The 22,682-nt window shown below is 65.3% G+C and carries 22 protein-coding genes; 9 read left to right on the plus strand and 13 right to left on the minus strand.

Annotation, left to right across the window (positions count from 1 at the left end; translation table 11 throughout):
- Positions 1–34 precede the first annotated feature (34 nt).
- Positions 35–853, plus strand: a complete 819-nt coding sequence (locus ACQPXH_RS18080) for an SDR family oxidoreductase (protein ID WP_433597696.1) — start codon at positions 35–37, stop codon at positions 851–853.
- Positions 854–935: 82 nt separating this feature from the next.
- Here the strand turns inward: ACQPXH_RS18080 and ACQPXH_RS18085 are convergent, their stop codons facing one another.
- Both ACQPXH_RS18085 and ACQPXH_RS18090 read right to left on the minus strand, forming a co-directional pair.
- A complete protein-coding gene (locus ACQPXH_RS18085; RefSeq protein ID WP_433597697.1) occupies positions 936–1,727 on the minus strand; it encodes a hypothetical protein in 792 nt (263 codons plus the stop codon).
- 53 nt (positions 1,728–1,780) lie between these two features.
- On the minus strand, positions 1,781–2,263 hold the full coding sequence (locus tag ACQPXH_RS18090) for a MarR family winged helix-turn-helix transcriptional regulator (protein WP_433597698.1): 483 nt from the start codon (positions 2,261–2,263) through the stop codon (positions 1,781–1,783).
- A gap of 300 nt (positions 2,264–2,563) precedes the next feature.
- On the opposite strand from ACQPXH_RS18090, the gene ACQPXH_RS18095 reads away from it, so the two are divergent.
- The 4 genes from ACQPXH_RS18095 to ACQPXH_RS18110 all read left to right on the plus strand — a co-directional run bounded on the left by ACQPXH_RS18095 (position 2,564) and on the right by ACQPXH_RS18110 (position 5,000).
- Complete coding sequence (locus ACQPXH_RS18095) at positions 2,564–2,992, plus strand: cupin domain-containing protein (protein WP_387286003.1); 429 nt, start codon at positions 2,564–2,566, stop codon at positions 2,990–2,992.
- A 163-nt stretch (positions 2,993–3,155) separates the two neighbouring features.
- Entirely contained in the window at positions 3,156–3,296 is a 141-nt protein-coding gene (locus tag ACQPXH_RS18100) for a hypothetical protein (RefSeq protein WP_433597699.1), read from the plus strand.
- Positions 3,297–3,509: 213 nt separating this feature from the next.
- The gene (locus ACQPXH_RS18105; protein WP_433597700.1) at positions 3,510–4,025 is read left to right on the plus strand and encodes a hypothetical protein; all 516 of its coding nucleotides are present in this window, start codon (positions 3,510–3,512) and stop codon (positions 4,023–4,025) included.
- A 12-nt stretch (positions 4,026–4,037) separates the two neighbouring features.
- On the plus strand, positions 4,038–5,000 hold the full coding sequence (locus ACQPXH_RS18110; protein WP_433597701.1) for a hypothetical protein: 963 nt from the start codon (positions 4,038–4,040) through the stop codon (positions 4,998–5,000).
- A 66-nt stretch (positions 5,001–5,066) separates the two neighbouring features.
- On the opposite strand, the gene ACQPXH_RS18115 is transcribed toward ACQPXH_RS18110, so the two are convergent.
- From ACQPXH_RS18115 to ACQPXH_RS18125, 3 genes are all read right to left on the minus strand, one after another.
- Positions 5,067–5,300, minus strand: a complete 234-nt coding sequence (locus ACQPXH_RS18115) for a helix-turn-helix domain-containing protein (RefSeq protein ID WP_063043281.1) — start codon at positions 5,298–5,300, stop codon at positions 5,067–5,069.
- 153 nt (positions 5,301–5,453) lie between these two features.
- Positions 5,454–7,085 carry an ABC-F family ATP-binding cassette domain-containing protein gene (locus ACQPXH_RS18120; protein WP_433597702.1) on the minus strand — a complete coding sequence of 544 codons (1,632 nt, stop codon included), beginning with the start codon at positions 7,083–7,085 and terminating at the stop codon, positions 5,454–5,456.
- Between the two features lie 149 nt (positions 7,086–7,234).
- Entirely contained in the window at positions 7,235–8,305 is a 1,071-nt protein-coding gene (locus ACQPXH_RS18125; RefSeq protein WP_433597703.1) for a phage tail tip lysozyme, read from the minus strand.
- 155 nt (positions 8,306–8,460) lie between these two features.
- On the opposite strand from ACQPXH_RS18125, the gene ACQPXH_RS18130 reads away from it, so the two are divergent.
- A complete protein-coding gene (locus ACQPXH_RS18130; protein WP_433597704.1) occupies positions 8,461–9,225 on the plus strand; it encodes an SDR family oxidoreductase in 765 nt (254 codons plus the stop codon).
- Between the two features lie 55 nt (positions 9,226–9,280).
- On the opposite strand, the gene ACQPXH_RS18135 is transcribed toward ACQPXH_RS18130, so the two are convergent.
- From ACQPXH_RS18135 to ACQPXH_RS18160, 6 genes are read right to left on the minus strand one after another with little or no spacing between them, the layout of a single operon-like run.
- Positions 9,281–11,518, minus strand: coding sequence for an MMPL family transporter (locus ACQPXH_RS18135; RefSeq protein WP_433597705.1), 2,238 nt, complete (start codon positions 11,516–11,518; stop codon positions 9,281–9,283).
- A gap of 20 nt (positions 11,519–11,538) precedes the next feature.
- Positions 11,539–12,957, minus strand: coding sequence for a cytochrome P450 (locus ACQPXH_RS18140; RefSeq protein ID WP_433597706.1), 1,419 nt, complete (start codon positions 12,955–12,957; stop codon positions 11,539–11,541).
- Positions 12,958–12,970: 13 nt separating this feature from the next.
- Positions 12,971–13,999: an NAD-dependent epimerase/dehydratase family protein gene (locus tag ACQPXH_RS18145; protein WP_433597707.1), complete on the minus strand. Its 1,029-nt coding sequence runs from the start codon at positions 13,997–13,999 to the stop codon at positions 12,971–12,973.
- A complete protein-coding gene (locus ACQPXH_RS18150; RefSeq protein WP_433597708.1) occupies positions 13,996–15,702 on the minus strand; it encodes a fatty acid CoA ligase family protein in 1,707 nt (568 codons plus the stop codon). The genes ACQPXH_RS18145 and ACQPXH_RS18150 overlap by 4 nt, the downstream gene beginning before the upstream one ends.
- Positions 15,699–16,607, minus strand: coding sequence for a hypothetical protein (locus ACQPXH_RS18155; RefSeq protein ID WP_433597709.1), 909 nt, complete (start codon positions 16,605–16,607; stop codon positions 15,699–15,701). Before ACQPXH_RS18155 ends, ACQPXH_RS18150 begins: the two co-directional genes overlap by 4 nt.
- 1 nt (position 16,608) lies before the next feature.
- Complete coding sequence (locus ACQPXH_RS18160; protein WP_433597710.1) at positions 16,609–17,646, minus strand: 3-oxoacyl-ACP synthase III family protein; 1,038 nt, start codon at positions 17,644–17,646, stop codon at positions 16,609–16,611.
- 459 nt (positions 17,647–18,105) lie between these two features.
- Between ACQPXH_RS18160 and ACQPXH_RS18165 the strand changes: the two genes are divergently transcribed.
- Positions 18,106–19,209: a lycopene cyclase family protein gene (locus ACQPXH_RS18165; protein ID WP_433597711.1), complete on the plus strand. Its 1,104-nt coding sequence runs from the start codon at positions 18,106–18,108 to the stop codon at positions 19,207–19,209.
- A complete protein-coding gene (locus ACQPXH_RS18170) occupies positions 19,209–20,213 on the plus strand; it encodes a Ku protein (protein ID WP_433597712.1) in 1,005 nt (334 codons plus the stop codon). Before ACQPXH_RS18165 ends, ACQPXH_RS18170 begins: the two co-directional genes overlap by 1 nt.
- A gap of 12 nt (positions 20,214–20,225) precedes the next feature.
- On the opposite strand, the gene ACQPXH_RS18175 is transcribed toward ACQPXH_RS18170, so the two are convergent.
- Positions 20,226–20,843: a hypothetical protein gene (locus ACQPXH_RS18175; protein WP_433597713.1), complete on the minus strand. Its 618-nt coding sequence runs from the start codon at positions 20,841–20,843 to the stop codon at positions 20,226–20,228.
- Between the two features lie 147 nt (positions 20,844–20,990).
- Here ACQPXH_RS18175 and ACQPXH_RS18180 point away from each other — a divergent pair, with 147 nt between their 5' ends.
- The gene (locus ACQPXH_RS18180; protein ID WP_433597714.1) at positions 20,991–22,043 is read left to right on the plus strand and encodes an isopenicillin N synthase family dioxygenase; all 1,053 of its coding nucleotides are present in this window, start codon (positions 20,991–20,993) and stop codon (positions 22,041–22,043) included.
- Positions 22,044–22,173: 130 nt separating this feature from the next.
- Here ACQPXH_RS18180 and ACQPXH_RS18185 read toward each other — a convergent pair whose 3' ends face one another.
- Positions 22,174–22,605 (minus strand): DUF4189 domain-containing protein, encoded by a 432-nt coding sequence (locus ACQPXH_RS18185; RefSeq protein WP_433597715.1) that lies wholly within the window; start codon positions 22,603–22,605, stop codon positions 22,174–22,176.
- Positions 22,606–22,682 lie beyond the last annotated feature (77 nt).

The following is a 22,682-nucleotide window of genomic DNA, read 5'->3' on the forward strand; positions in this document are numbered from 1 at the left end:
TTGGAGTGCACTCCAGGTCACTAGCGTGGGTCGTATGAGCAAAGCTTGGTTCATCACCGGAGTCTCACGAGGATTCGGCCGTGAATGGGCACTCGCCGCATTGGAGCGTGGCGATCAAGTGGCCGGCACGGCGCGCGATACCAGCACACTCGATGATCTCGTCGCCAAGTATCCGGACACATTCCTTCCGCTGCAGTTGGACGTCACCGACCGGGACGGTGATTTTGCCGCGGTACAGCAGGCCGCCGAGCGATTCGGGCGGCTCGATATCGTGATCAACAATGCCGGTTACGGTCAGTTCGGCATGATCGAGGAACTCAGCGAGGACGAGTTCCGCGCCCAATTGGAAACCAATGTCTTCGGCGCACTGTGGGTCACCCAGGCCGCACTGCCGATCCTGCGGGCCAAGGGCGGCGGCCACATCATCCAGGTATCGAGCATCGGCGGTATCTCCGCCTTCCAGAACCTCGGTGCGTACCACGCGTCGAAGTGGGCGCTGGAAGGTTTCTCACAGGCGCTCGCTCAGGAGGTCGCACCCTTCGGCATTCACGTCACCCTGATCGAACCGGGCGGATTCGGCACCGACTGGGCTGGCCCCTCTTCGCGGCATGCCACCCCGCTCCCGGCCTACGATGCGGCCAGGGCCGCGCGAGCCGCCCAACGCTCGGCGGTGCGCCAGGGCGATCCGGCCGCCACCAGCGCCGCCATCCTCGCGGTCGTCGATGCGCCCGAGCCGCCGCTGCGCATTTTCCTCGGCGAGGTCCCGCTGACCATCGCCACCGCGGATTACGAATCCCGCCTGGCGCTCTGGCGCGAGTGGCAGCCCATCTCCGCTGCCGCACAAGGGGATTGAGCCGCAATCTCTGGTGCGACGCCGCCCGGGGAGAGTGAGGATGATGGTAGCCTTGCCCCCGGCGGAAACCGCCGCGGACGGGTCAGTAGTTGGCGTTCAGATAGTCGGCGGCATGGGTCGTCCACAGCACATTCGTGCCGGGCATATTGTGTCCGGAGTAGAGAACGTGCTGACCGTCCGGCCACGGCGTCAGATAGCCGATGACACCGTTGACCGCGGTCGCATAGCGATCGAGATTGTCGATTGGATCGTTCATCAGGAAACGCAGCAATTCGGCGAAGATCAGCGGAGCCACGTTTCCGATGCGGGCGCCTTCGACGAACGAGAACGGCGAGATGCCGACATCGATGACCCGCAGCGGCGAGTCGCCTGGCGACGCGGTGATGATATCGCCCGGATTCGCATACTCCTTGACATCGAGGGCCGGCCAGGAGCCGCGTTCCCCGTGCAGGCCGTAAGTCGTTGCCGGACACAGATTGCCGACCGACTGGCCGCGTTTGCGCAGTGGGTTCGCGATATTGACGGCGAAGGCGATCTCGAGGGGCGAGCCGTCGGTGTTCTTGTACTTACCCGACCGCACTCCCTCCAGAATCTTGCTCGCACAGATACTTCCGAGCGAATAACTCAGCAGCCCACAGACATTCGGCGAGTCCTGAATCGCCCGCACGCCCGCGGCAACACCGAGCCGGATCGAGGTATCCAGCGAAGGGCCCCACAGATCCGGGCTCGGCCCGACCGAGGCAGGCCAGTCCGGCTCGAAGGCGGTGAAACGGCCGGGATCGAGCAGTTTCGTGACATCGCGCAGCATGCCGGCGGGCGTCCCATTGATATTCCGCGGTTCACCCGTGCCGCGGAGGGTGATGATGTCGATCATCGTCCCATGGTGAACTCATGACCCGCCCAGCACCCGAGTAGCGAACTACCCTATTACACCCCGCCCTCGAGGCTCCCGAGCAGTACCCGGGCGATCCGATCCAGGTCGCGTCGATCCTTCGCCGAAAGGACCGACAACATCCTGGTCTCGTTCTCGGTATGCGCGGTGACGACCTTGTCGATCAGTGTGCGGCCCGCCTCGGTGAGCGCAACCCGGATGGCGCGGCGATCCTCCGCATCCGCGATGCGCCGGACCGACCCCGCCGACTCCAGACGGTCGAGCCGCCCGGTCATTCCGGCGCGCGACAGCATCAGAGTGTCGGCGAGCACCGATGGGTTCAGTTCGAACGGCTCACCCGAACGACGCAGTGCGGCAAGCACATCGAACTCGCCGCGTTGCAGCCCGTGCGCGATGAAGACCGCCTCGATATCCCGCTGCGCGACCACGAGCAGCCGACCCAGCCGCCCGATCACGCCCATCGCCTCCAACTCGAGGTCCGGCCGCTCCCGCCGCCACTGCTCGACGATCGCATCCACCGGATCCTGTCCCGCCTCCCCGAGCCTTTTGCCGGTCGCTCCTGCCGCGACAGTGTCATTGCGGGCCGACGGTCGAGTGCCTGGCGGCGTTCTGGGCGTACCCGGCGAGTTACCCATGTGCCTGCGAAATCAGTTGTCGCGTCTCAGCCATGGACAGCATTCTATTCGCTGAGATATAGTTCGCTAGCGAATTATATCTCAGCGAACCACTTGGAGACCGCCATGAACGCCATTGCCGACCGCTCTTTCGCCATCCGCCAGCCACAGGAGGCCGAGACCCTGGTGACCCCCTCGGTCACCATGCGCCTGCTCATCGACTCGAACGAAGCGGGCGGCGCGGTCAGCCATCTGGAGGTCAATATGGACAAAGGCGCAGACGGCGCGGCACCGCACTACCACACCAAGTCGGACGAGCTGTTCTACGTCGCCGACGGCGAACTGCAGGTACTGGCCGGGGACAAGATCGTCACCGTCGGAGCGGGCGGGTCGATCGTCGTCCCCAAGCTCATGCCGCACGCTTTCGGCGCCGCCCCGGACAGCTCCGCGCGGATCCTGATCGCCCTGATGCCCGCGGTGGAGCGCTTCGGCTACTTCCGCCTGCTCGATCGGCTGGTCAAGGGCGAGGCCACCTTCGAAGAACTGGCGGCATCCCAGGAGGAATTCGACAACTGGTTCGTCGAGTCGCCCGAATGGTGGGCCGAGCGCAACGCGAACCGGCGCGATTCGTGAAGCAACACAGCGACAACTGATTTCGTACGCACATGAGTAACTCGTCGGGTGCGTCCAAAACGCAACCGAACGGTCGACCGCCGGCCCGCGCCGAGACGGTCGAGGCACCCAGATCCGGGGAGGCGGAGAAGCCGGCGGCAAGATCTTTCGAATACACCAGGAGATGCGCGAGATCGACGGTACTGTCGCAGCAGAGGTCGAGGTGGTACTCGGCATCTTGGATCTCACCGCACGCAAATTGGTCACCGATCCCGGCGAACACTTGCGCGCCATCGCCGAACAACCGGATCTGCTCGGACCCTGAACAGCGGCGGGTAGATCCGCGCCAACGGATGCACGGCCGCCGATCCCGGGCAATATCGACCGCCAGAACTGCCCGAAAGTAGCTCGAGGGTTGCTGATGCCGTGGCGGGCCCATACTGAAAATCTTTCGGCGCTAGCACATCCCGAGCGAAATCTAGTTTGCCAGCGGCGGTGAAATCTCGCGATCCGGACCGTGCGAGACCGCTTGCGCGATATGATCCAGTTCCCGCTCGGGGTCCTGGCAAATCGCGAGCAGATCGGAGAGCTCACTATGACCGACGCAATCCACCTCCCCGGCACCGGGCCGGCGGGTGACCGCGTCCCCGCGTTGCAGGGACTGCTGGTGGCCGAGTCGGAACGAGATTTCACGGTCAGAGTGACCGAAGGAACCTGGACCTTCCGGCGCGACGATGTCCTCCGGGTCCTCGATTGGACCGACGGCGCGACCACCGAGCGCGAAGGCCGTCCGGTGCTCATGGATATCCGTCCCGGCGCCACCGCCGATTTCACCCGCCGTCTGCGCATCGACCTCGTCGACCGGCCCATGACACTGGCCGAGGAACCCTCCGCGGCACTGGGAGATGAAGCGCTGCAACAACTCACCGCATCCTGGGCCGACAGCCTGCAGCTCGCCGATTGCCTGGGCACCAGCGGAGCGACCTTCACCTACTGCCAAACCAAATCGCTCGCGACAAGCGACGACGGCATAAACTGCGACAGTCTCGACTGAACGGAACTGCGCATGGCGGCGCGCCGGACAGGTTCGGTCCTCATCGTCTCCGAATCCGATGATCTGCACGGGACCGCGATGGCGGCAACCTTGCGAGAACACCACGGGCTCAGCCCGATTCACCTCGACCTGCGCGACTTCCCGCGCGAGTCCGGAAGTTTCCGGCTCGATCGGCACGGCACCACGCGTTCGCTGTCGCATGTGATCGGGCTCGACGACGTCCGCTCGGTCTGGTGGCGCAGACCGCATCCCGCACAGGTTCCGGCCGGCGTGCGCGCCTCGGATGACGCCTACCGCCAAGCCGAGTGCGATGGCTTCATCCAGGGTCTGCTGTGGTCGATTCCGGCGTACTGGGTCAACGATCCGGGCGCCGATCGCACCGCGAGCCGCAAGATCGTGCAGTTGGAGACGGCACGGCGAGCCGGCTTCGCGATTCCGGAAACGCTCATCACCAACGATCCGGACGAGGCACGCAGCTTCGTCGAATCACGTTCGGGCTCGGTGGTTTACAAGCGAACCGGCACCGGACGCGCCGAATTCGCAGAAACCCGATTGATTACCAAGGCCGACTTCGGCCGCCTCGCGGGCATCCGCTCCGCGCCGACCACCTTCCAGGACTACGTCGAGGCACAGTGCGATCTGCGTGTGGTGTGGATGGACGGCGTCGAGTGGGCGGTGCGCATCGACTCGCAGTCCGGGGTCGGCCGGGTCGATTCCCGGCTGGACACCACGGTCGACTTCGTACCGGAGCATCTGCCCGCCTCGGTCAGCAAGTCGCTGGCGACGCTGATGGGCGCACTCGGCCTGAGCTTCGGCGTGCTGGATCTACGCCTCGGCCTCGACTGTGAGTACTACTTCCTCGAGGTCAACCCACAGGGCCAGTTCGCGTATCTGGAGATCAAGACGGGCCTGCCGATGTTCTGCAGCCTCGCCAACCTGCTGGTCAACGGCGACGGCGCGGTTCCGGGCTATTAGCGCGCACGATCTCGCTCGGTGTCGGCGAAATCCATTCGCCGACACCGGCATCCAGATCCAGGAACGCTACTGGCTCTTGCGGCGGTTCGCGCCGCCACGACTGCGGAGCTGCACGTGCGACTCCACCAGCACGTTGTGGATGAAGCCGTAGGAGCGGCCGGTGGACCGGGCCAGCGATCGAATGCTGGCACCCGCCTCGTACTGCTTCTTCAGCTGGGTTTGCAAACGGTCTCGTGATTTCCCCGTGACGCGTGTGCCCTTACCCAGTGTGGCCTTGACTTGTGTGGGCCTGTCGCTCATGGCTTCCTCCGAGTCGCCGAGCCGCGTCTTTCCAGGCTAGACACTCGGGAAGCTGTGATCAACGGGTCCTTGTGATGAAAATCACCGGAGATCGGATCCCGGGGAAGCGAAAACCCACCGCCCGCAACGCAACTCCGGCCGGACCACCCCGGATCAGGCCAGCTGAATCAGTTCCAAATATTCCGCCGACCAGTGGTCTTCCTGGCCGTCCGGCAGCAAGATCACCCGTTCCGGGGACAGTGCCTCGGCCGCGCCCGGGTCGTGGGTGACCAGCACGACCGCGCCCGCATAGGTGCGCAGCGCGTCGAGGACCTGTTCGCGCGAAATCGGGTCCAGGTTGTTGGTCGGCTCGTCCAGCAGCAGCACATTGGCCGCCGAGGAAACCAGCCCCGCCAGCGCGAGACGGGTCTTCTCACCACCGGAGAGGGTGCCTGCGGGCTGGTCCAGCTGCGTTCCGGAGAACATGAACGCACCGAGCAGTCCGCGCAACTCCTGCTCCCCCGCATCCGGCGCGGCATGGCGGATGTTCTCCCACACCGTGGCCTGATCGTCGAGGGTGTCGTGCTCCTGGGCAAAGTAGCCGATTTTGAGCCCGTGACCAGGAACGAGACCGCCCGCCGTCGGCGTCTCCACCCCGGCGAGCAGGCGCAGCAGCGTGGTCTTGCCCGCACCGTTGAGACCGAGCACTACGACGCGGCTGCCGCGGTCGATGGCCAGATCGACGCCGGTGAAAATTTCCAGCGAGCCGTAGACCTTGGTCAGGTTCTCGGCCATCAGCGGGGTCTTGCCGCAGGTGGCGGGTTCGGGGAATTTGATCCGCGCGACCTTGTCGGCCACCCGCACGTCGTCGAGTTCGGCCATCAATCGGTCCGCGCGCTTGGCCATGTTCTGTGCCGCAGTGGCTTTCGTGGCCTTGGCGCCGAGTTTGGCCGCCTGGGCACGCAGGGCGCTGGCCTTCTTCTCGGCATTGGCACGTTCGCGCCGGCGGCGCTGTTCGTCGGTGGCACGCGCGTCCAGATATTTCTGCCAGCCCATGTTGTAGACGTCGGCCTCACCACGCACCGCGTCCAGGAACCAGACCTTGTTCACCACATCGCCGAGCAGTTCGACATCGTGGCTGATCACGATCAAGCCGCCGTCGTGGTTCTGCAGGAAGCCGCGCAGCCAGGTGATGGAGTCGGCGTCGAGGTGGTTGGTCGGCTCGTCGAGCAGCAGAATGGTGTCCGAGCGTCCGCCGCTGCCGTCGGAAGCCGCGAACAGGATGCGCGCCAACTCGATTCGTCGGCGCTGACCACCGGAGAGCGTGCGCAGCGCCTGGCCGAGCACCCGATCGGGCAGGCCGAGGCTATTGCAGATGCGCGCGGCTTCGCTCTCGGCCACATAGCCGCCGAGCGCGGAGAAGCGTTCCTCCAGCCGACCGTATTTGCGCACCGCCTTCTCGCGTTCGGCGTCATCGACCACCTCGGCCATCAGCGCCTGCTGCTTCTCCATATCGCGCAGCAGGGTGTCCAGGCCGCGGGCGGAGAGGACGCGATCGCGGGCGAGTACGTCCAGATTGCCCTCGCGCGGATCCTGCGGGAGATAGCCGATATCGCTGGAGCGCAAAATCTTTCCAGCGTAGGGCTCACCCTCGCCCGCCAGAATGCGCAGCGTGGTCGTCTTGCCCGCGCCATTGCGTCCGACCAGTCCGATCCGGTCGCCGGCCTGCACCCGCAGCGCGGGCCCGGGGGCCGACAGCAGGGTGCGGACGCCGGCCCGGACCTCCAGGTCCGTCGCGGTGATCACAGGCTTCTCCTACGGGTACGTGGTGCTGGTCGGTTGCTGTTCGATTGTGCGGGGCGAACCCGCACAAGAACCACCGATTTTACCTGGTGCCAGCGGTGCTTCTGACACCCCACGATCCAGGTGTGACCGCGCTAACTCCGGGATCGACGCTAGGCCGCTACGCCGGCCATGCTGGACGCGATGCTGTTGGCGTTCGCAACGCGCTGGCCACGGGCCTCACCCGAGCTTCGTTCGTAGTACTGATCGAACGCCGCTGCCGCGGCACCGGCCGAGCTCGCCGACGTCAGATGACCGTAGGCGCTCGATTCGCTGCCCTTCAGTTCGTGAATCATGAAATCGACTTGGGTCTGCCAGTCGGTGACGGATCTGCCCTGCGAGGCGGCGAATGCCTCGAGATTCGCCCGTCGACCACCCTCCCACTGGCACAGGCCAATGGCGCCTTCGCCCGGGTTGTACGCGCCGGTATCGAAACCGGACTCGACCTGCATATTGCCCAAGATGCCTGCCGCTTGCGCCGGTGTGAAGCCCTTGCTGATCAGATAGTCGTAGATCTTCTTGGCGGTCACCTTCTGACCACCACCGATCGGTTGAGCATTCGCGCCGTTGCCAAGCCCAGCGGGTCCACTGGTGTTGCGGCCGTTTCCGCCGCTCCCGGTATAGGCGGGGAACTGGTTACCGCTACCGATCGAATTCGGGGCACTTCCGCTGTGGTCCGACTCCGGGTCGGTGATCTTTCCGGCGTGGTCGTCCAATGCTTCGTACGCGTCCGAGACTGCCTTCGCCGTTTTGTCGACCTCTTTATCGATCTTGTCGATGGCGGTTATCTGCAACTCGATGCTGCGGGGCAGCGGAACATCGGTCAGATTCGGCACATCGGCAATAATCCCTTTGACGTTCTTCACCAGGCCTTCCACCTCGGTGGTCACGGTGTTGGACACGTCAGCCGACTTCGACGCGATCTGGGCGATATTGCTGTCCAACGAGTTCAGATCGTCTCGATATTTCGTGGCGTCGCTCTGTTGAGCATGGTATTTCGTGACGAGATCGCCATCCTTCAGCTGCGACTCCCCCAAGCCCTGGAGCCCGTCGACGGTAATCGACTTCGCCGACCCGTCGCCCACCGCCTTCACCAACTTCGCCAGCACCGCCTCTATATGGCCGACGAAGGCGTTGAGGATAGGCGCATCCGGGCGCGACGGCAGCGATGTATCGACAGCCATGCTCCGTACCTTTCCGCCGAAACCCTGTCCGGCAGCGTAATCCGATGCGCACCGACGATATTTGTCCGTACTCCCGCCGCTGGGAACACCGAGCTGGGGCGCGGTCCGGTGTCCGAGAGCTCGACGATCCGGCTACTGCGGTAGCGTGCCATCACATGACGACCGATCTGTTGGGCAAGAGCGCACTCGTTTCCGGAGCCAGCAGGGGCATCGGCAAGGCTGTCGCCGCCGAGCTGTTGCGCCGCGGCGCGAATGTGCTGATCACCGCCCGCAAACCGGAACCACTCGAGGAGGCCGCCGCCGAGCTGCGGGCGCTCGGCCATCGGGGCGAGGTCAGCGCGCTGGCGGGCAATTCGGGTGATCCGGACAGCCGGGCCGCCGCGGTTGCGCGGGTGGTCTCGGAATTCGGCTCGCTGGACATCCTGATCAACAACACCGGCATCAATCCGGTCTACGGCTCGCTCATGGATGCGGACCTGGAGGCGGTGCGCAAGATCTTCGACGTCAATGTCGTCGCGGCGCTCGGCTACGTGCAGGAGGCCTACAAGGCTTGGATGCGCGAGCACGGCGGTGCGGTGGTGAATGTGGCCAGTGTCGCCGGGCTGCGCTCGACCGGCGTGATCGCGGCGTACGGCGCGTCGAAGGCCGCGCTGATCCGGCTCACCGACGAACTGGCCTGGCAGCTGGGCCCGAACATCCGGGTGAACGCGGTGGCGCCGGGCGTGATCAAGACCAAGTTCGCCGATGCGCTGTACTCGGCGGATGAGGAGCGGGCCGCGAGCGTGTACCCGATGAAGCGACTCGGTGCGCCGGAGGATGTGGCGCAGCTGATCGGATTCCTGGTCTCGGACGAGGCCGAGTGGATCACCGGTGAGACGATCCGCGTCGACGGCGGATTGCTGTCTACCGGCGGAATCTGAACCGTCCCAACAGAACTGATGGCCGTGCGGCGAATACCGCACGGCCATCGGCGTTTTAAACCCTGGCGGGCTGGCGCAGATCTTCCGGATCGGGCAGTGACGGCGCGGACGGTCCTTCATCGAATCCGAAACGCTCGTGCAGCTTTTCGAGCGGGCCGGGCGCCCACCAGTTCCAGTCGCCGAGCAGTTTCATCACCGCGGGCAGCAGGAAGCCGCGGACCAGGGTCGCATCGACCAGCACCGCCAGCGGCAGACCGATACCGAAGGCCTTCATGAAGGTGATGTCCGAGGCCAGGAATCCCAGGAATACCAGAGAGATCAGGACTGCGGCGGCGGTGACGATCCGGCCGATCTTCTCGAGCCCATGGGCAACCGCGGATTCGTTCTTGCCGGTGCGTTCGTATTCTTCGAGGATCCGTGACAGCAGGAATACCTGATAGTCCATGGCCAGACCGAAGGCGACACCGAAGAGCATGACCGGCACCGTCGGCGGCAGGTCGCCGGTCACGGTGAAATCGAGCAGGCCGGACAGGTGCCCGTCCTGGAAAATCCAGACCAGCGCCCCGAAGGTCGCGGTGAGGCTGAGTGCGCTGAGCACGATCGCGACCAGCGGCAGCACCACGCTGCCGGTCAGCAGGAACAGTACGACCAGCATGATGATCACGACGAAGGCCAGTGCCACGGGCAGCGCCGAGGTCACCGCATCGAGAGAATCGGCGCTCGCGGCCGCGATACCGCCGACCAACCGCTGTGCGGGTGCGGGCACTGCGCGCAACTCCTCGGCCACCCGATCCAGCAGCGCCGGATCGCTGGTGTCCGGTGTCACCGAAAGGTATGCGGCGTCCTTGGTTTCGAAGCGCGCGTGCTCTGCCATGGCCGGGGCGAGTTGCCCGCCGTGGGCGTAGCTGCCGGTGGCGGTGTCGACGCGTCGGACGTTGTCGAGTTCGGAGAGTTTCCTGGCGTAGGCGTCCAGCCCGGATTTACCGTCGGGCAGTACGACGAAAAGTCCATTGGTGTCGGTGGCGGCGAAGTCGCGCTGGATGGTCTCGGTGATCTGCCGGTTGTTCATCGACTCCGGCAAGGCCCGCTCGTCCGGGAAGCCGAGTTTCACACCGAGGAAAGGGGCCCCGAGCAGCAGCAGGAATGTAGTGACAGCCAGACCGATCGGTACCGGCTTGCGCATCACGAATACCGCGAGCCGATGCCAGAAGCCCTCACCGGGCGCGGGACGTTGCGGACGGAAGAACCAGCCGAGTTGGCCGCGATCGATGCGACTGCCGAGCACCAGCAGAATCGCGGGCAGCACTGTCAGCGATACCGTCGCGGCGATCGCAGCGACGGTCAGACCTGCATACCCCATGGAACGCACCGCGAGCAGTGGGAAGAACAGCAGTCCCGACAGCGCTACCGCGACGGTGACCGCCGAGAAGGCCACGGTACGCCCGGCCGAACGCATGGTCGCGGCGACGGCAGGACCGGTTGCGGCGCCTGCGGCCAGTTCGTCGCGGTAGCGGCTGATGATCAGCAGGCTGTAGTCGATCGCGAGACCGAGACCGAGCAGGGTCGCGACATTGGTCGCGGTCGCGGCGAGATCGGTGACCAGGGTGATCATCCACAGCGCGCCCATGGTGATCATCACGGTCACCGCCGCGACGACCAGCGGCAGGCTGGCCGCCACCAAACCGCCGAATACGAACAGCAGGGCGATCAGGGTGATCGGGAAGGCGATGGATTCGCCGAGGACGACGTCCTTCTCGCTCTGCTGCACGGTCTCGTGCAACAACATCGCGTAACCGCCGACCCGGACCTGCACCGGCCCGTGCGTGCCACCGTAACGATCCGCAAGACCGCCGACCTTCTGGTCGACCGCACCCTCCTCGCCGAGAATGCTCGCGACGATCAGCCCGGATTTGCCGTCGGCGCTGCGCAGCGCGGGCGACTTGTCCATCCAGTACGACATGACACCCGCGACACCCGGCTCATCCTTCAGCTTCAGCGCCAATTTCACCGCGGCCGTTGCCGATTCGGGATCGTCGACCGAGGTGTCGCTGTGCACCAGCAGCACGAAGTTCGGCGGCGCCTGACCGAAGGTATCGCGCAGAATCTCGGTGGCCCGGCTGGATTCGCCGCCGGGGTCGCTGTAGCCACCGCCCTGGACTCTGTCGAACAACGTCGAGCTGAGCATCCCCATCAGCAGCGCGAGACCGACAAATATGCCGAGGATCCATTTGCTGCGCTTCATAGCGACTGCTTGCAGGTCGCTCGAAATGGTCAGCTTGGTCAGTTCGAACACCGCTACACCCTCATCACTCGTTAAGCCGCGCCGCGTTCGCTCCCTGACGAATCCGCGACGTGCCCGGTTTGCACCTGCCTGGCCACCACCCGCATCGGCAGATACTTCGGGTGCACCAGAGCGCCGATCACCGTCTCTTGCACCGCGATACCGGGCATCGGGCGCAGGCGCCAGCGCCCGCCGATCGTAGCAACCTGCAGGGCAACCTCGGTGAGCGAGAACACGTTTCCCGGACACTGCCGGGTGCCCATACCGAACGGCAGGTACGCGCCTTTGGGCCGGGACTCCAATGCCGCAGGCAGCCAGCGGTCCGGGTCGAATTCATCGGGCTTCGGGAAGATCGCCGGATCCCGATGTACCGCAACGGGACACACCAGCAACATGGCGCCCTCCGGCAATGCCTTGCCGCCGAGTTCATAGTTCGCGGGCACATCGCGGACGGTCAGCCAGGGCGAGTACATGCGCAGGGTTTCGGTGACGATCCGCTTGGTCAGATCGAGTCGGCCGAGATCGGCGAATTCGGCCGGGCGGCCGCCGAGCACCGCGTCGATCTCCGCGTGGAAAGCGGCCTCCAGCTCGGGATTTCGGCCCAGCTCGTGGAACACCCAGGACAGCGTCATGCCGGTGGCCTCGGTGCCACCGACCAGGAAGTTGATCAGCTCGTCGTGCACCTGAGCATCGGTGAGCGCGACATCGTCCTCGTCGCGGGCCTTGATCAGGGTGTCCAGCAAGTCGCCGTGATCCAGGTTCGGGTCGGCGGCCAGGTCCGCACGGTAGGCGGCGATGATCTTGCTGGTCGCCGACTTCATGCCGGCGACAAGGCCTTCGAAGCGCCGGTTGCCGGGCAGTGGCAGCTTGTCGATCCAGGCCGGGCGGGTGACGCGGCGGGCGAGCAGCGTCATCACCGGTGTGAGCATCTCGTGGATTTCCGCACCGGTCTCCGCGCCGAGGTCGCCGCTGAACAGCGCCCCCGCGACCGTGCGCAGCGCCAGATCGTGCATCTCGGTATCGACGACCACCATTTGACCGTCGCGCCAGGCATCGGCCTGTTCCGCGCCCAGACGCGTCATTACCGTGGCGTACTGCGCGATGCGGCCGCGGGCGAAGGCCGGGGCGATCATTCGGCGTTCCCGCTTGTGCTGCGGGCCCGACAGCACCGTGACGCCGGCGCCGAGCAACGCATCCGCGCGATCGATCATCGCCCCCTGATCGGACAGGCCGACGAAGGCCTCGCGAATCAGGTCCGGTTCGGTGACGACATAGGTGTCGTAACCCGGAATCTTCACCCGCACGACGGGTCCGAGGTCCGACAGCGTCTGCAGGAAGCGGTACGGCCTGCGCGCGAGGCGGTGTGAATGGCCGATGAGGGGTAGGGCGCCCGGTGCGGTCGGCACCGCGTTCGTGCCGGTCGGGCGGCTGGCGAGCCGGGTGGTCATCATGGGAGTCTCCTAGTCATCTGCGAGCGATGACGGCGTCGACGCCGCCGATCTGTCCGACCCAGTCCACGTAGGCCGCCAGACCGTCGGCCAGCGAGACCGTCGGCGCGTAGCCGAAATCCCGGGTGGCAGCGCTGGTGTCATAGGTGCTGGAGACGGTCAGTGCCGCAGTGGTCCAACTGGACAGCGGCGGCGCGTAGCGCTCCTTGATCGCCGGCACTCGCCAGATAGTGTCGAAAACCGCGATGGCGGCGTCGAATACCGGTTTGGGAATGGTCCGGGTGGGCGGCGTCAGATCCAATGCGACGGCGAGATCCTTGACGAACTTCCACAGATCGACATCCTCGGGATCGGCGAGGAAGTAGGCATTGCCCGCGACCTGATCCGAGCGCGCCGCCTGCAGACAGGCCGTCGCGGCGTGCTCGCAGTAGGTGATCGACACCATGACGTTCCTGCCGCTGGAGAGGTCGGGCAGCTTGCCGGACTGCAACTTTCGCAGCAGCAGCGTCATCCAACCCGAGGAACGCGGCCCCCAGATCATCCGCGGTCGCAGCGCGCAGGTCACGAAGTCCGGGGTGTTGGCGGCCAGGACGAGCTGTTCGGCGGCGGCCTTGGTCTCCACGTACAGACTCTTCGGGGCGGTCACGTACGGCTCGGACTCGTCGATGCCGAAGCGGTCGGTGTCATATGAGGTCGCCACCGAGGGGCTGCTGACGAAGACGAACCGGCCGACACCGGCCTCCCGCGCGGCCTTCAGCAGCCGCCGGGTGCCCTCGACATTGGCCTCCCGGAACTGCGCCCGGCTACCGACCTCGGCGACCAGCCCGGCGCTGTGATACACCACATCGACGCCTTTGCACGCGGTGACCAGCGATTCGTAGTCGCCGAGATCGCCTGCCACCGTTTCGAGTTCGGGCACCGTCGACAGGTAGCCGAGATCGCTCGACGACCGGACGACGGCACGTACCTCGTCACCGGCCGCCACCGCGGCGTCGACGAGATGGCTGCCGAGGAATCCGGTTGCCCCGGTGACCAAAGCCCTCATGGCGTCATACCCTTTCCGGCCCATACGGCCAATTCCTCGCGCCCGATCTTGGCGTTGTGCCTGATGTCGACCGGGAATCCGGGATGGGCGCGGAATACCTTGATGGATCTGGTGAATTCGCGCTCACGTGCGATGGACCACAGCTCCCGCTGGACCCGTGGGATCTCGGATTCCGCCACCCCGGACCGTAATTCGAAGCACAGCACCGGGATCTGTGCACCTGGCTCCCCGACACCGACGAGCGCCGTGCGTTGCACATCCGGGTGGGCGTTGAAGATTTGCTCGCACTGCACGGTGAACAGGTCACCGGCGGCGGTGCGGACCCGCTGCGCCGATCGGCCACAGAACCACAGCCGACCGGACTCGTCCTGCCAGGCCAGATCGCCGACGCGATGCCAACGGCGCACAGTGCCGTCCGGGCGGGCTTCGTCGATCTTGTTACGGGCATCGGCGGCCGGGTTGCGGTGATAGGCGGTGCTGACTTGGGCACCGGTGGCGACGATTTCACCGATCTGCCCCTGCGGCAGCACGAGATCCTCACGCCAGGTGGGGATTTCGTCATCGGAGACGGCAATGATCCTTACTCTTGCCTCGTTCTCGGACCCAGCGCTGTCGGATTCCGCTATGGGGCGGCCGACACAGGTGCCCGCGCCCTCGGCGGTCTGCTTGCGGGTTTCGTCGAGTTCGGACCATTCGAGCGTGGTCAGCGGCAATGCCTCGGTCGCACCGTAGGTGGTGAAGACGCGCGCGGACTCACCGAGAGCGGCCCTGACCCCCACCAGCGCATCCAGGTTCGCGGGCGCGCCCATCGAGATGACCCGAACCAGACTCGGCAGCGTGATCCCGGTTCTTGTCAGATATTCGCCGAGCGGACCGAGCAGGGCGGGCGATGCGGTGATATCGGTGGCCTGGAAACTCTGGACCACATCGGTGAGCAGTGCCGGATCGGCCTTGGACACCCGAACCGGATCGACCGGCCCGAGCACCACATGCGCACCCTGCAGCAGATCGAAGATGCCGAACAGCGGCACCGAGGTCAGCGAGACGAAACCCATTGGGCGACCGTGCAACTGCTCGATCACCCGCAACGAGGCCGCGAATCCGGCCCTGGTGAACTCGACTCCCTTGGCCGGTCCGGTACTGCCGGTGGTGAAAGCGATCATCAGCAGATCGTCGGGCGCATGGTCGATTTCGGGTGCGGCCGCACCGGGCGTCTGCCGCATGGCGAGCAAGGTGTGTCCACCCCAGAACGAATGTCCGGCCGTCACATGCACCCGCACCGATGCGAAGGTGCGCCGTGCCGCCAGCCGCACCAGATGCGCCAGCGGTATACCGATGAACGCCTCCGCACCGACGCTGCGGAAGCAATGCAGCATGCGGCGCACGCCCATACCCGGATCCACCACCACCGGCACCGCGCCGACCCGGAACAGCGCAAAGATCACCGCGAACAGATCGGGATCGGGCTTGACCATGACAATGGTCTTGACGCCCTTGCTGATTCCGATCCGTTCGAAGGCCGCGGCATACGCCTCGACCCGCGCGCCGAGTTCGGCGAAGGTCAGCACCGCGAAGTCGAGATCCGCTGTGCGTTCGGCACGTTCGGGATGCGCGACGGTCGGATAGCTGATAGCGGGCAGGTCGGCGCGCCGCCGGAGCTGGTGCTCCAGCAGCGCGCTCAGATCTGCGGGCTCCTGGCTCATCCCGCACCGCCGACGGGAATGGTGTAGCTCACGCAGCCGGCGATCGGACCGGATCCCGCGGCGACCAAGAGCAATTCGTCACCGGCCGACAGTTCACCGGCCTCGAGCAATTGGTGGTAACCGATGATCAGACCCGAGCTGCCCGCGTCCAGGTCGCCGGTCGCGGCCTGATGGGTTCGGACGAAACCGAATTCGCTCGCCAGGGTGGTCGCGAAGTCGGGCACCGGGTTATTGGTGACCAGTACGCGCTGTCCCTCCGGACGTTCGGCCAGGTACGGGCGGACCGCGGCAAACGCTGCGCCGCTGACCAATTCGGCGTAGTCGTCGGCGACATCGACGGTGATCGAGCGCTGCCCGTTGTTACCCATCGCCTTCAGATCGAGATACCCGGCGACACCGGGATGGGTACCGACCGCGCGCGGTAGCGGCGCCGGGATATGTACGCGGTCGAAGCCGGTGCCCTCATCGATCCCCTTGGTCACCAGGAAGGCGGCACCAACCGCGGCATATCGGAAGTCGGCCGGTGCGTGTCCGACACCGCCGGGATGGGCGTCGCTGCCGACGATCAGCACCCGCTCGACCGTGCCGTTCTCCAGCAGCGCACCCGCGGCCTGCAGTGCGTTGAGCACGCCGCAGGCCCCATTGCGCAGATCGAGCGAGAATCCCGCCCGCGAGGAGCCGACCTGGTAGTCCAGGTGCATCCCCAATTCCTTCTGGATCAGCGCCGCATTGGACGGTTCGACGATATTGCTGTCGCGGTAGACGCCGACATTGATCAGCACGTCGATATCGCCCGGCTCGACGTCCGCGCCCGAGAGGCACTCTCCGGCCGCCCGCACGGCGTGGTCGATGGAACCCAGGGTGGGGTCGGCGCTGACGGCGGACCGCCGAATAATGAACGTCATTTCATCCCACCAATGCGCTGATAGTTGCCGAAAGGACACCGAAGACCATTCCGGAGGCCGTCGGCACGAAACAGATTTTGGCCCCCCTCGGGATCTCGCCTCGGGAAATGTAGTCGTGCAGCACCAGGAAATGCGTACTTGCCCCGGTGTTGCCATACTTTTCGACGGTCGCCAGCCGCGGCGGCATCGCGGTGCCGTGAATCTTGCTGCCGGATTCGGCGAGCTTCTCGGTGAATCCGACGCCGAGCTGGTGGAACACGATGAAGTCGAACTTCTCGTCGGCGAATGTGGTGCCGCGCTTTGCGAGGATATCGCGATGGAATTTCGCCCATGTTTCCCGGCGCGGCGCTGCTTGCATAGTGAGATTGTCGGTCAACATGATCATGTTCTCGCTGGCATCGCTCGGTTTGGCAATACACAATGGCGAGTACTCGGCGCAGGTCGTCAGATCGACGTAGTGCAGTAGGTCTTCCTCGTCCACGGCGGGGTCCAGGATGACCGCGACAGCGGCATCCGCGAGCGTGAGTGCGGCGAACTGTGGATCGCGCACATCGACGGCCTCGGCAAGTGCGCCCTCGGTCACCGGCGAGATCACCTCGGGCGTGACGACCATGCCATTGCGCACCGCACCCGCGCGAATCAGATTGTCCAGCAGATAGATTCCGGTCATGGTGCCGCCGCAGGCATTCGCCACGTCATAGCCGGAGGCATTGACCGCGCCGATGCGCCGGGCGATCTCCTGCGACGCCGACGGTTCGAAGACCATCTGGAACCCGTCGTGCACGGTGGTGCCGCCGCAGATGATGATGTCCAGGTCGGCGGCGTCCAATCCGGACTTCGCCAGCGCGTCCCGCGCGGCCCGCGCGCCGAGGGTCAGGGTGTCCTCGCTGGTGCGGTCGACCATATAGCGAGTAACGATGCCGGTAATTCGCTCTACGTCGAACTCGCCGCCGCTCGTCATCCGACTCAGTACTTCCGAAGTGGTGTATTCGCCGTCCGGAAGGGCGGCTCCCAGGGCGCGTAATCGGGAAGAATTCACCGTAGCGGTCCTTTCGACAGAGACGGGCAGCACGAACTCCCCGGGTGGCACGACAATGGCCGCGGGCAGATGATGCGAGAATTCCGTTCCACGCGATCGCGAGAACAGAAGGTTCCGAAATCAACATTGATTTCGGTAATCGGATCCGAATTGCCCGACCCTGGGCAATCCGTTCGACAACGCCGAGCATACGGCGCACCGGACAATGTGACCAGCCAGATGACAGCACGGAGCTACTGGCGAGTCACATCGTTGCTGGAAAAGCGAGATCTGACATGATCGCATTATGAAGAATGTCACCGTCGATATCCGTGAACTATCACAGCGCAACGGTGACCTGCCCGCCCGACAGTACGATCCGCACGACCGACGGACCGCGCCGACAACGAAGGGGTTCGCTCTGCAAACCACCGAACTCGCTGTGCCACAACGGCATCCACGTTCCGCACGGGAAACGCGATGACCGCGGACATCGTCGTCTGCGGTCTCGGACCCGCCGGCCGCGCACTCGCGCACCGCTGTCTCGCGCACGGAATGTCGGTCACCGCAATCGATCCGGTGCCGGATCGACGCTGGGCGGCGACGTATGCGGGGTGGTACGACGAGCTGCCGGGATGGCTGAATCCTTCGGTCGTCGCCACTACCGTGGAGCATCCGACGGCCTGGGGTACGAGGTCGCATCGACTCGACCGAACCTATGTCGTCTTCGACTCGGCGCGGTTGTGGGATTCGCTGAATCTCGACGGTGCGCGAGTAGTTGCCGATCGGGTTGTCGAAATTCGGCACAACACAGTGACTTCGGCTTCGGAAACAATATTCGGCGGGAAACGTGTTATCGACGCACGAGGAATTGCCCGCTCCTCCGAACTGGCCGAGCAAACCGCGTACGGCGTGGTCGTGCGACGCGACGCCGACATAGAACCTCTGTTCATGGACTGGCGCGTGGACAACGGCGCGGAACCCGATGCGCCACGGTCGTTTCTGTACGCGGTGCCGCTGAGCGCGGACACGATGCTGCTGGAGGAGACCTGCCTCGCCGGACGCCCCGCCCTCGACACCGCGGTGCTGCGCGACCGCCTGCACCACCGGTTGCGCTCGCGCGGAATCTCACTCATCGGCACCGAACCGATCGAGCGCGTGCGTTTCCCGGTGCAGGGCGGCCACCCCGGACAGCGACGATTCGGCGCGGCGGGCGCGTTCACTCATCCCGCAACGGGTTACAGCGTCACCGCATCGCTCGCCGCCGCCGACACTGTCGCCTGCGATGTGTCGGCATGGCCGGCCCGGGCGCGAGCGGTACACGCGTTGCGGTCCGCGGGTCTGCGCGCACTGCTCGCACTGCCGCCCGCCGACCTTCCCGTCTTCTTCGATGCCTTCTTCACTCTGCCATCGCAACTGCAACGGGCCTATCTGTCGGGCCGCACCGATCTCGGCGGCACCGTCGCCGCCATGCGCACCCTCTTCGCCACCCTGCCCGCACCGCTGCGTCGGCGCGTCGCGACCGCGACAATCGGGATTCCGATTCGCTCGCCTATTCGAATCGGTTCGTCCATGATGGAGTGATGGCACGAGCTATCTGGAAGGGCTCGATTGCGTTCGGGCTGGTAAACGTCCCTGTCAAGGTGTACACGGCCACCGAGGACCACGACATTCGGTTCCACCAGGTGCACGCCAAGGACGGTGGCCGGATCAAGTACGACCGCGTCTGCACGGTCTGCGGCAAGTCCGTGCAATACGCCGATATCGATAAGGCCTATGAATCCCCCGAGGGGGACAAGGTTATCCTGACCGACGAGGACTTCTCGAAGCTGCCCGCCGCCGAGAAGCACGAGATTCCGGTGCTGCAGTTCGTACCCAACGACCAGATCGACCCGATCCTGTTCGAGAAGAGCTACTATCTCGAACCCGACTCGAGTACGCCCAAGGCCTACGTCCTGCTGGCGACCACACTGGAACGCATCGATCGGACCGCGCTCGTACACTTCACGCTCCGGCAGAAGACCAGGCTCTCGGCGCTGCGGGTGCGCGACGGCGTACTGGTGCTGCAGACGCTGCTATGGCCCGATGAGGTCCGTGCCGTCGAATTCGAATCCCTGGACGGTGTCGCCGAGCCGAAGCCGCAGGAGATCAAGATGGCCGAGACGCTGGTCGAGACCATGTCCGACGATTTCGATCCCGAGCAATACACCGACGAGTACCAGATCGAGCTGCAGAAGGTGCTCGACGAGGCCATCGCCAGCGGCACCGGGAAGGTGGTCAGTCAGCCCGAGGAGGCGCCCGCCGCGATGGACGCCGAGGTCGTCGACCTGGTTGCCGCACTGCAACGCAGTCTGGAGGCCAGTGGACGACGAACGGCCGAGAGTTCGGGCAAGACAGCCGCCAAGGCCAAGGCGGAACCGGCGAAGAAGGCTACCAACGCAGCGGCCTCCAAGTCTGCGGACTCCAAGGCAGCGGCCTCCAAGGCAGCGGCCTCCAAGTCTGCGGCCTCCAAGTCTGCGGCCAACAAGACCACCGCCAAGCCCGCCAAGAAAACCGCGAAGAAAGCAGCCGCCCGCAAGGGCGCATAACCGACTTGATCGTCAGGACTCGGCGGCCCGCGCTTTGCCTTCCTCGAAGAAATCGAGCAGGGCGGCAGCGTTGTTCACCTCCTCGCGCGAGCGCAGCGCGCCGAACGAGGCATTCCAGAATTCGCCGGTGCGCGGCGTCCATGGTCCGACATAGGCGTACGGACCCGGATGCGCCGAATCACCCGGTGATACACCGTAATTGACCTCGTTGAGGGTGCTGGAAAGATCGAAATGCTCCGGCCACAGCACCGGAATGACGTCGGGCGCTGTGCAGCGCAGCGTCGAATCCCCGAGCGCGAACCACCCCGCGATGACACCCGCCGCCTCAGGATCGACAGCGAGCTGGTCGCCGGGGTCGACTCCGGTGGTGTCGGCGTAGACGTTCGGGGCCTCGGGTTCGAAGCCCGCGGCGGCGGCGACCTTGTCGAAGGTGCCCGCGAGCGCGACCCGGCCCTCCGGCCACACCAGATCGGTGCCGACCACGGAGACCGGCCACTGCGCACCGCCGAAACCACCATGCACTACCCGTAGCCGGATGGTCCCGAATCGCCGATATTGTGGGCCCGCGATCAACAACTCACCCACCGCGTGCAGCGCGAGCCGGGTGTCCCGATACGTGATGTCGTCCACCCGGAAATCATCGCCGCTGCGGGTCGCGCGCGCTGGCGAATCGCACCAGGGGAATCAAGACGGATGGGCGATAACCGACAACCGGGCTCGATGCGGATTCATCGCTGTCGCCTACTATCGAGATGTTGTCGAGGGAAGGACACTGCCGTGGAATTCCGAGTGCCGGTCATCGATATCTCGTCATATATCGGCGATGGTTCCCCAGCCGAACGCCGGGCCGTTGCCCGCGCAGTCGACGCCGCCGCGAGCACGGTCGGCTTCATGCAGATCACCGGCCACGCCATTCCGCAATCGGTGCTCGACGACTTCGCGGCCGCACTCGACAGCTTCTTCGACCTCGAACCGGTGACCAAACAGGGCTATCGCACCCCGCCCGAAATCAATCGCGGCTATTCACCGCCCAAGAGCGAGAATCTCAGCCTGAGCCTCGGCGGCGCATACGCCACCCGCATGAACGATTACTTCGAGGCATTCAATGTGGGCATCTCCGCGGCCGCCTATCCGGAGGTCGAGTTGTCCGCTGGCGACTACGCCGAAAACCTGTGGCCGACAGAGGTTCCCGGCTTCCGCGCACCCGTGGAGACCTATTTCGCACATGCCGCTCGGATCGCGCGAACCCTCACCACCATTTTCGCCGACGCCCTCGAACTACCGCCGGGCTACTTCACCAGGTTCACCGACCATTCCCTCGACGTCCTGCGAATGAACAACTACGCGCTGCCGCCGGGCACCGTGGAAATCGACGACGAACTCACCGGTATGGGCGAACACACCGACTACGGCATCGTCACCGTCTTATGGGCCGACCAGGTCCCCGGTCTCCAGGTCGTCGGCGCCGATAACCGATGGCACGATGTACAACCCGCTGACAACGCCCTGCTGGTCAATCTCGGCGACGTGATGGCGCGCTGGACAAACGAACGCTGGTTGTCCACCCTGCACCGCGTCATGCCGCCGATCACCGGCGGAACCATCCGAAGACGTCGCAGCGCGGCCTTTTTCCACGACGGCAATCCGGACGCCGTCATCGAAACACTCCCCTCCTGCCTCGGCGAGGGAACCAAATACGCCCCGATCACCGTCGCCGAACACCTGCGCACGAAACTCGCCGGTTCCCGTGCCCTGCAACCCAATACCGATGCCACTCGCGAAGCCGCACGTGCCCTGGCCGCGACAAGCGCAAAACGTACTCCGGAGTGAGCACCCCCACTCCTTTGCGGAATTCGGTCTCCAACTCGGCCAGTGTGGCTTGCAGATCCGCCGCATCAACCGTCTTGATGATGCCCTGAATCCGGCCTCCCCACAGACGGCGGCCTCGACCGGTTTGCCGTCAGCCCGCGTTCGCGGTGCACTGCGAATCGACGATGCGCGGTTCGCGCGGTGCCGAACTGCCGAAGTTCAGCAGCGGCGGCGGTGCGGTCGGCCCGGCATTGGCGATCGCCTGCTGCTCGGCCTCGGCCCGTGTCGGCGCCCAGGCCCAGCCCAGGTGATCATCGCCATTGCGGGCCACGGCGGCGCACGCATTGGCGAACTGCACGATGACACGGCAGCTGGACAGTCCGCACTGCTGCACCGCCGCGCGGTCCGAATCCGCCCAGTTCGAGTAGTTGTACGCCCAGCCGAGGGTCGCATCGCCGCGCGACGAGACCGAAATCGCCAATGAGCCGTACAGGCCATCGTCCGCCTGTGCGGTGCCGGCGGCGACGAACGCACCCGCGGACGCGGCCACCAGACCCATGGCAGCCTTGGACGATAGTGACATGTGTTGTGCTCCCCAGTTCCGAAAATAGCTTCGGATCGAAATCCTGACCGTTCCGATCCGAATTGTCCAAACCTTTG

Origin of the sequence: Nocardia sp. CA-135953 (genome assembly GCF_050955735.1) — a bacterium.
Classification (GTDB): Bacteria; Actinomycetota; Actinomycetes; order Mycobacteriales; family Mycobacteriaceae; genus Nocardia.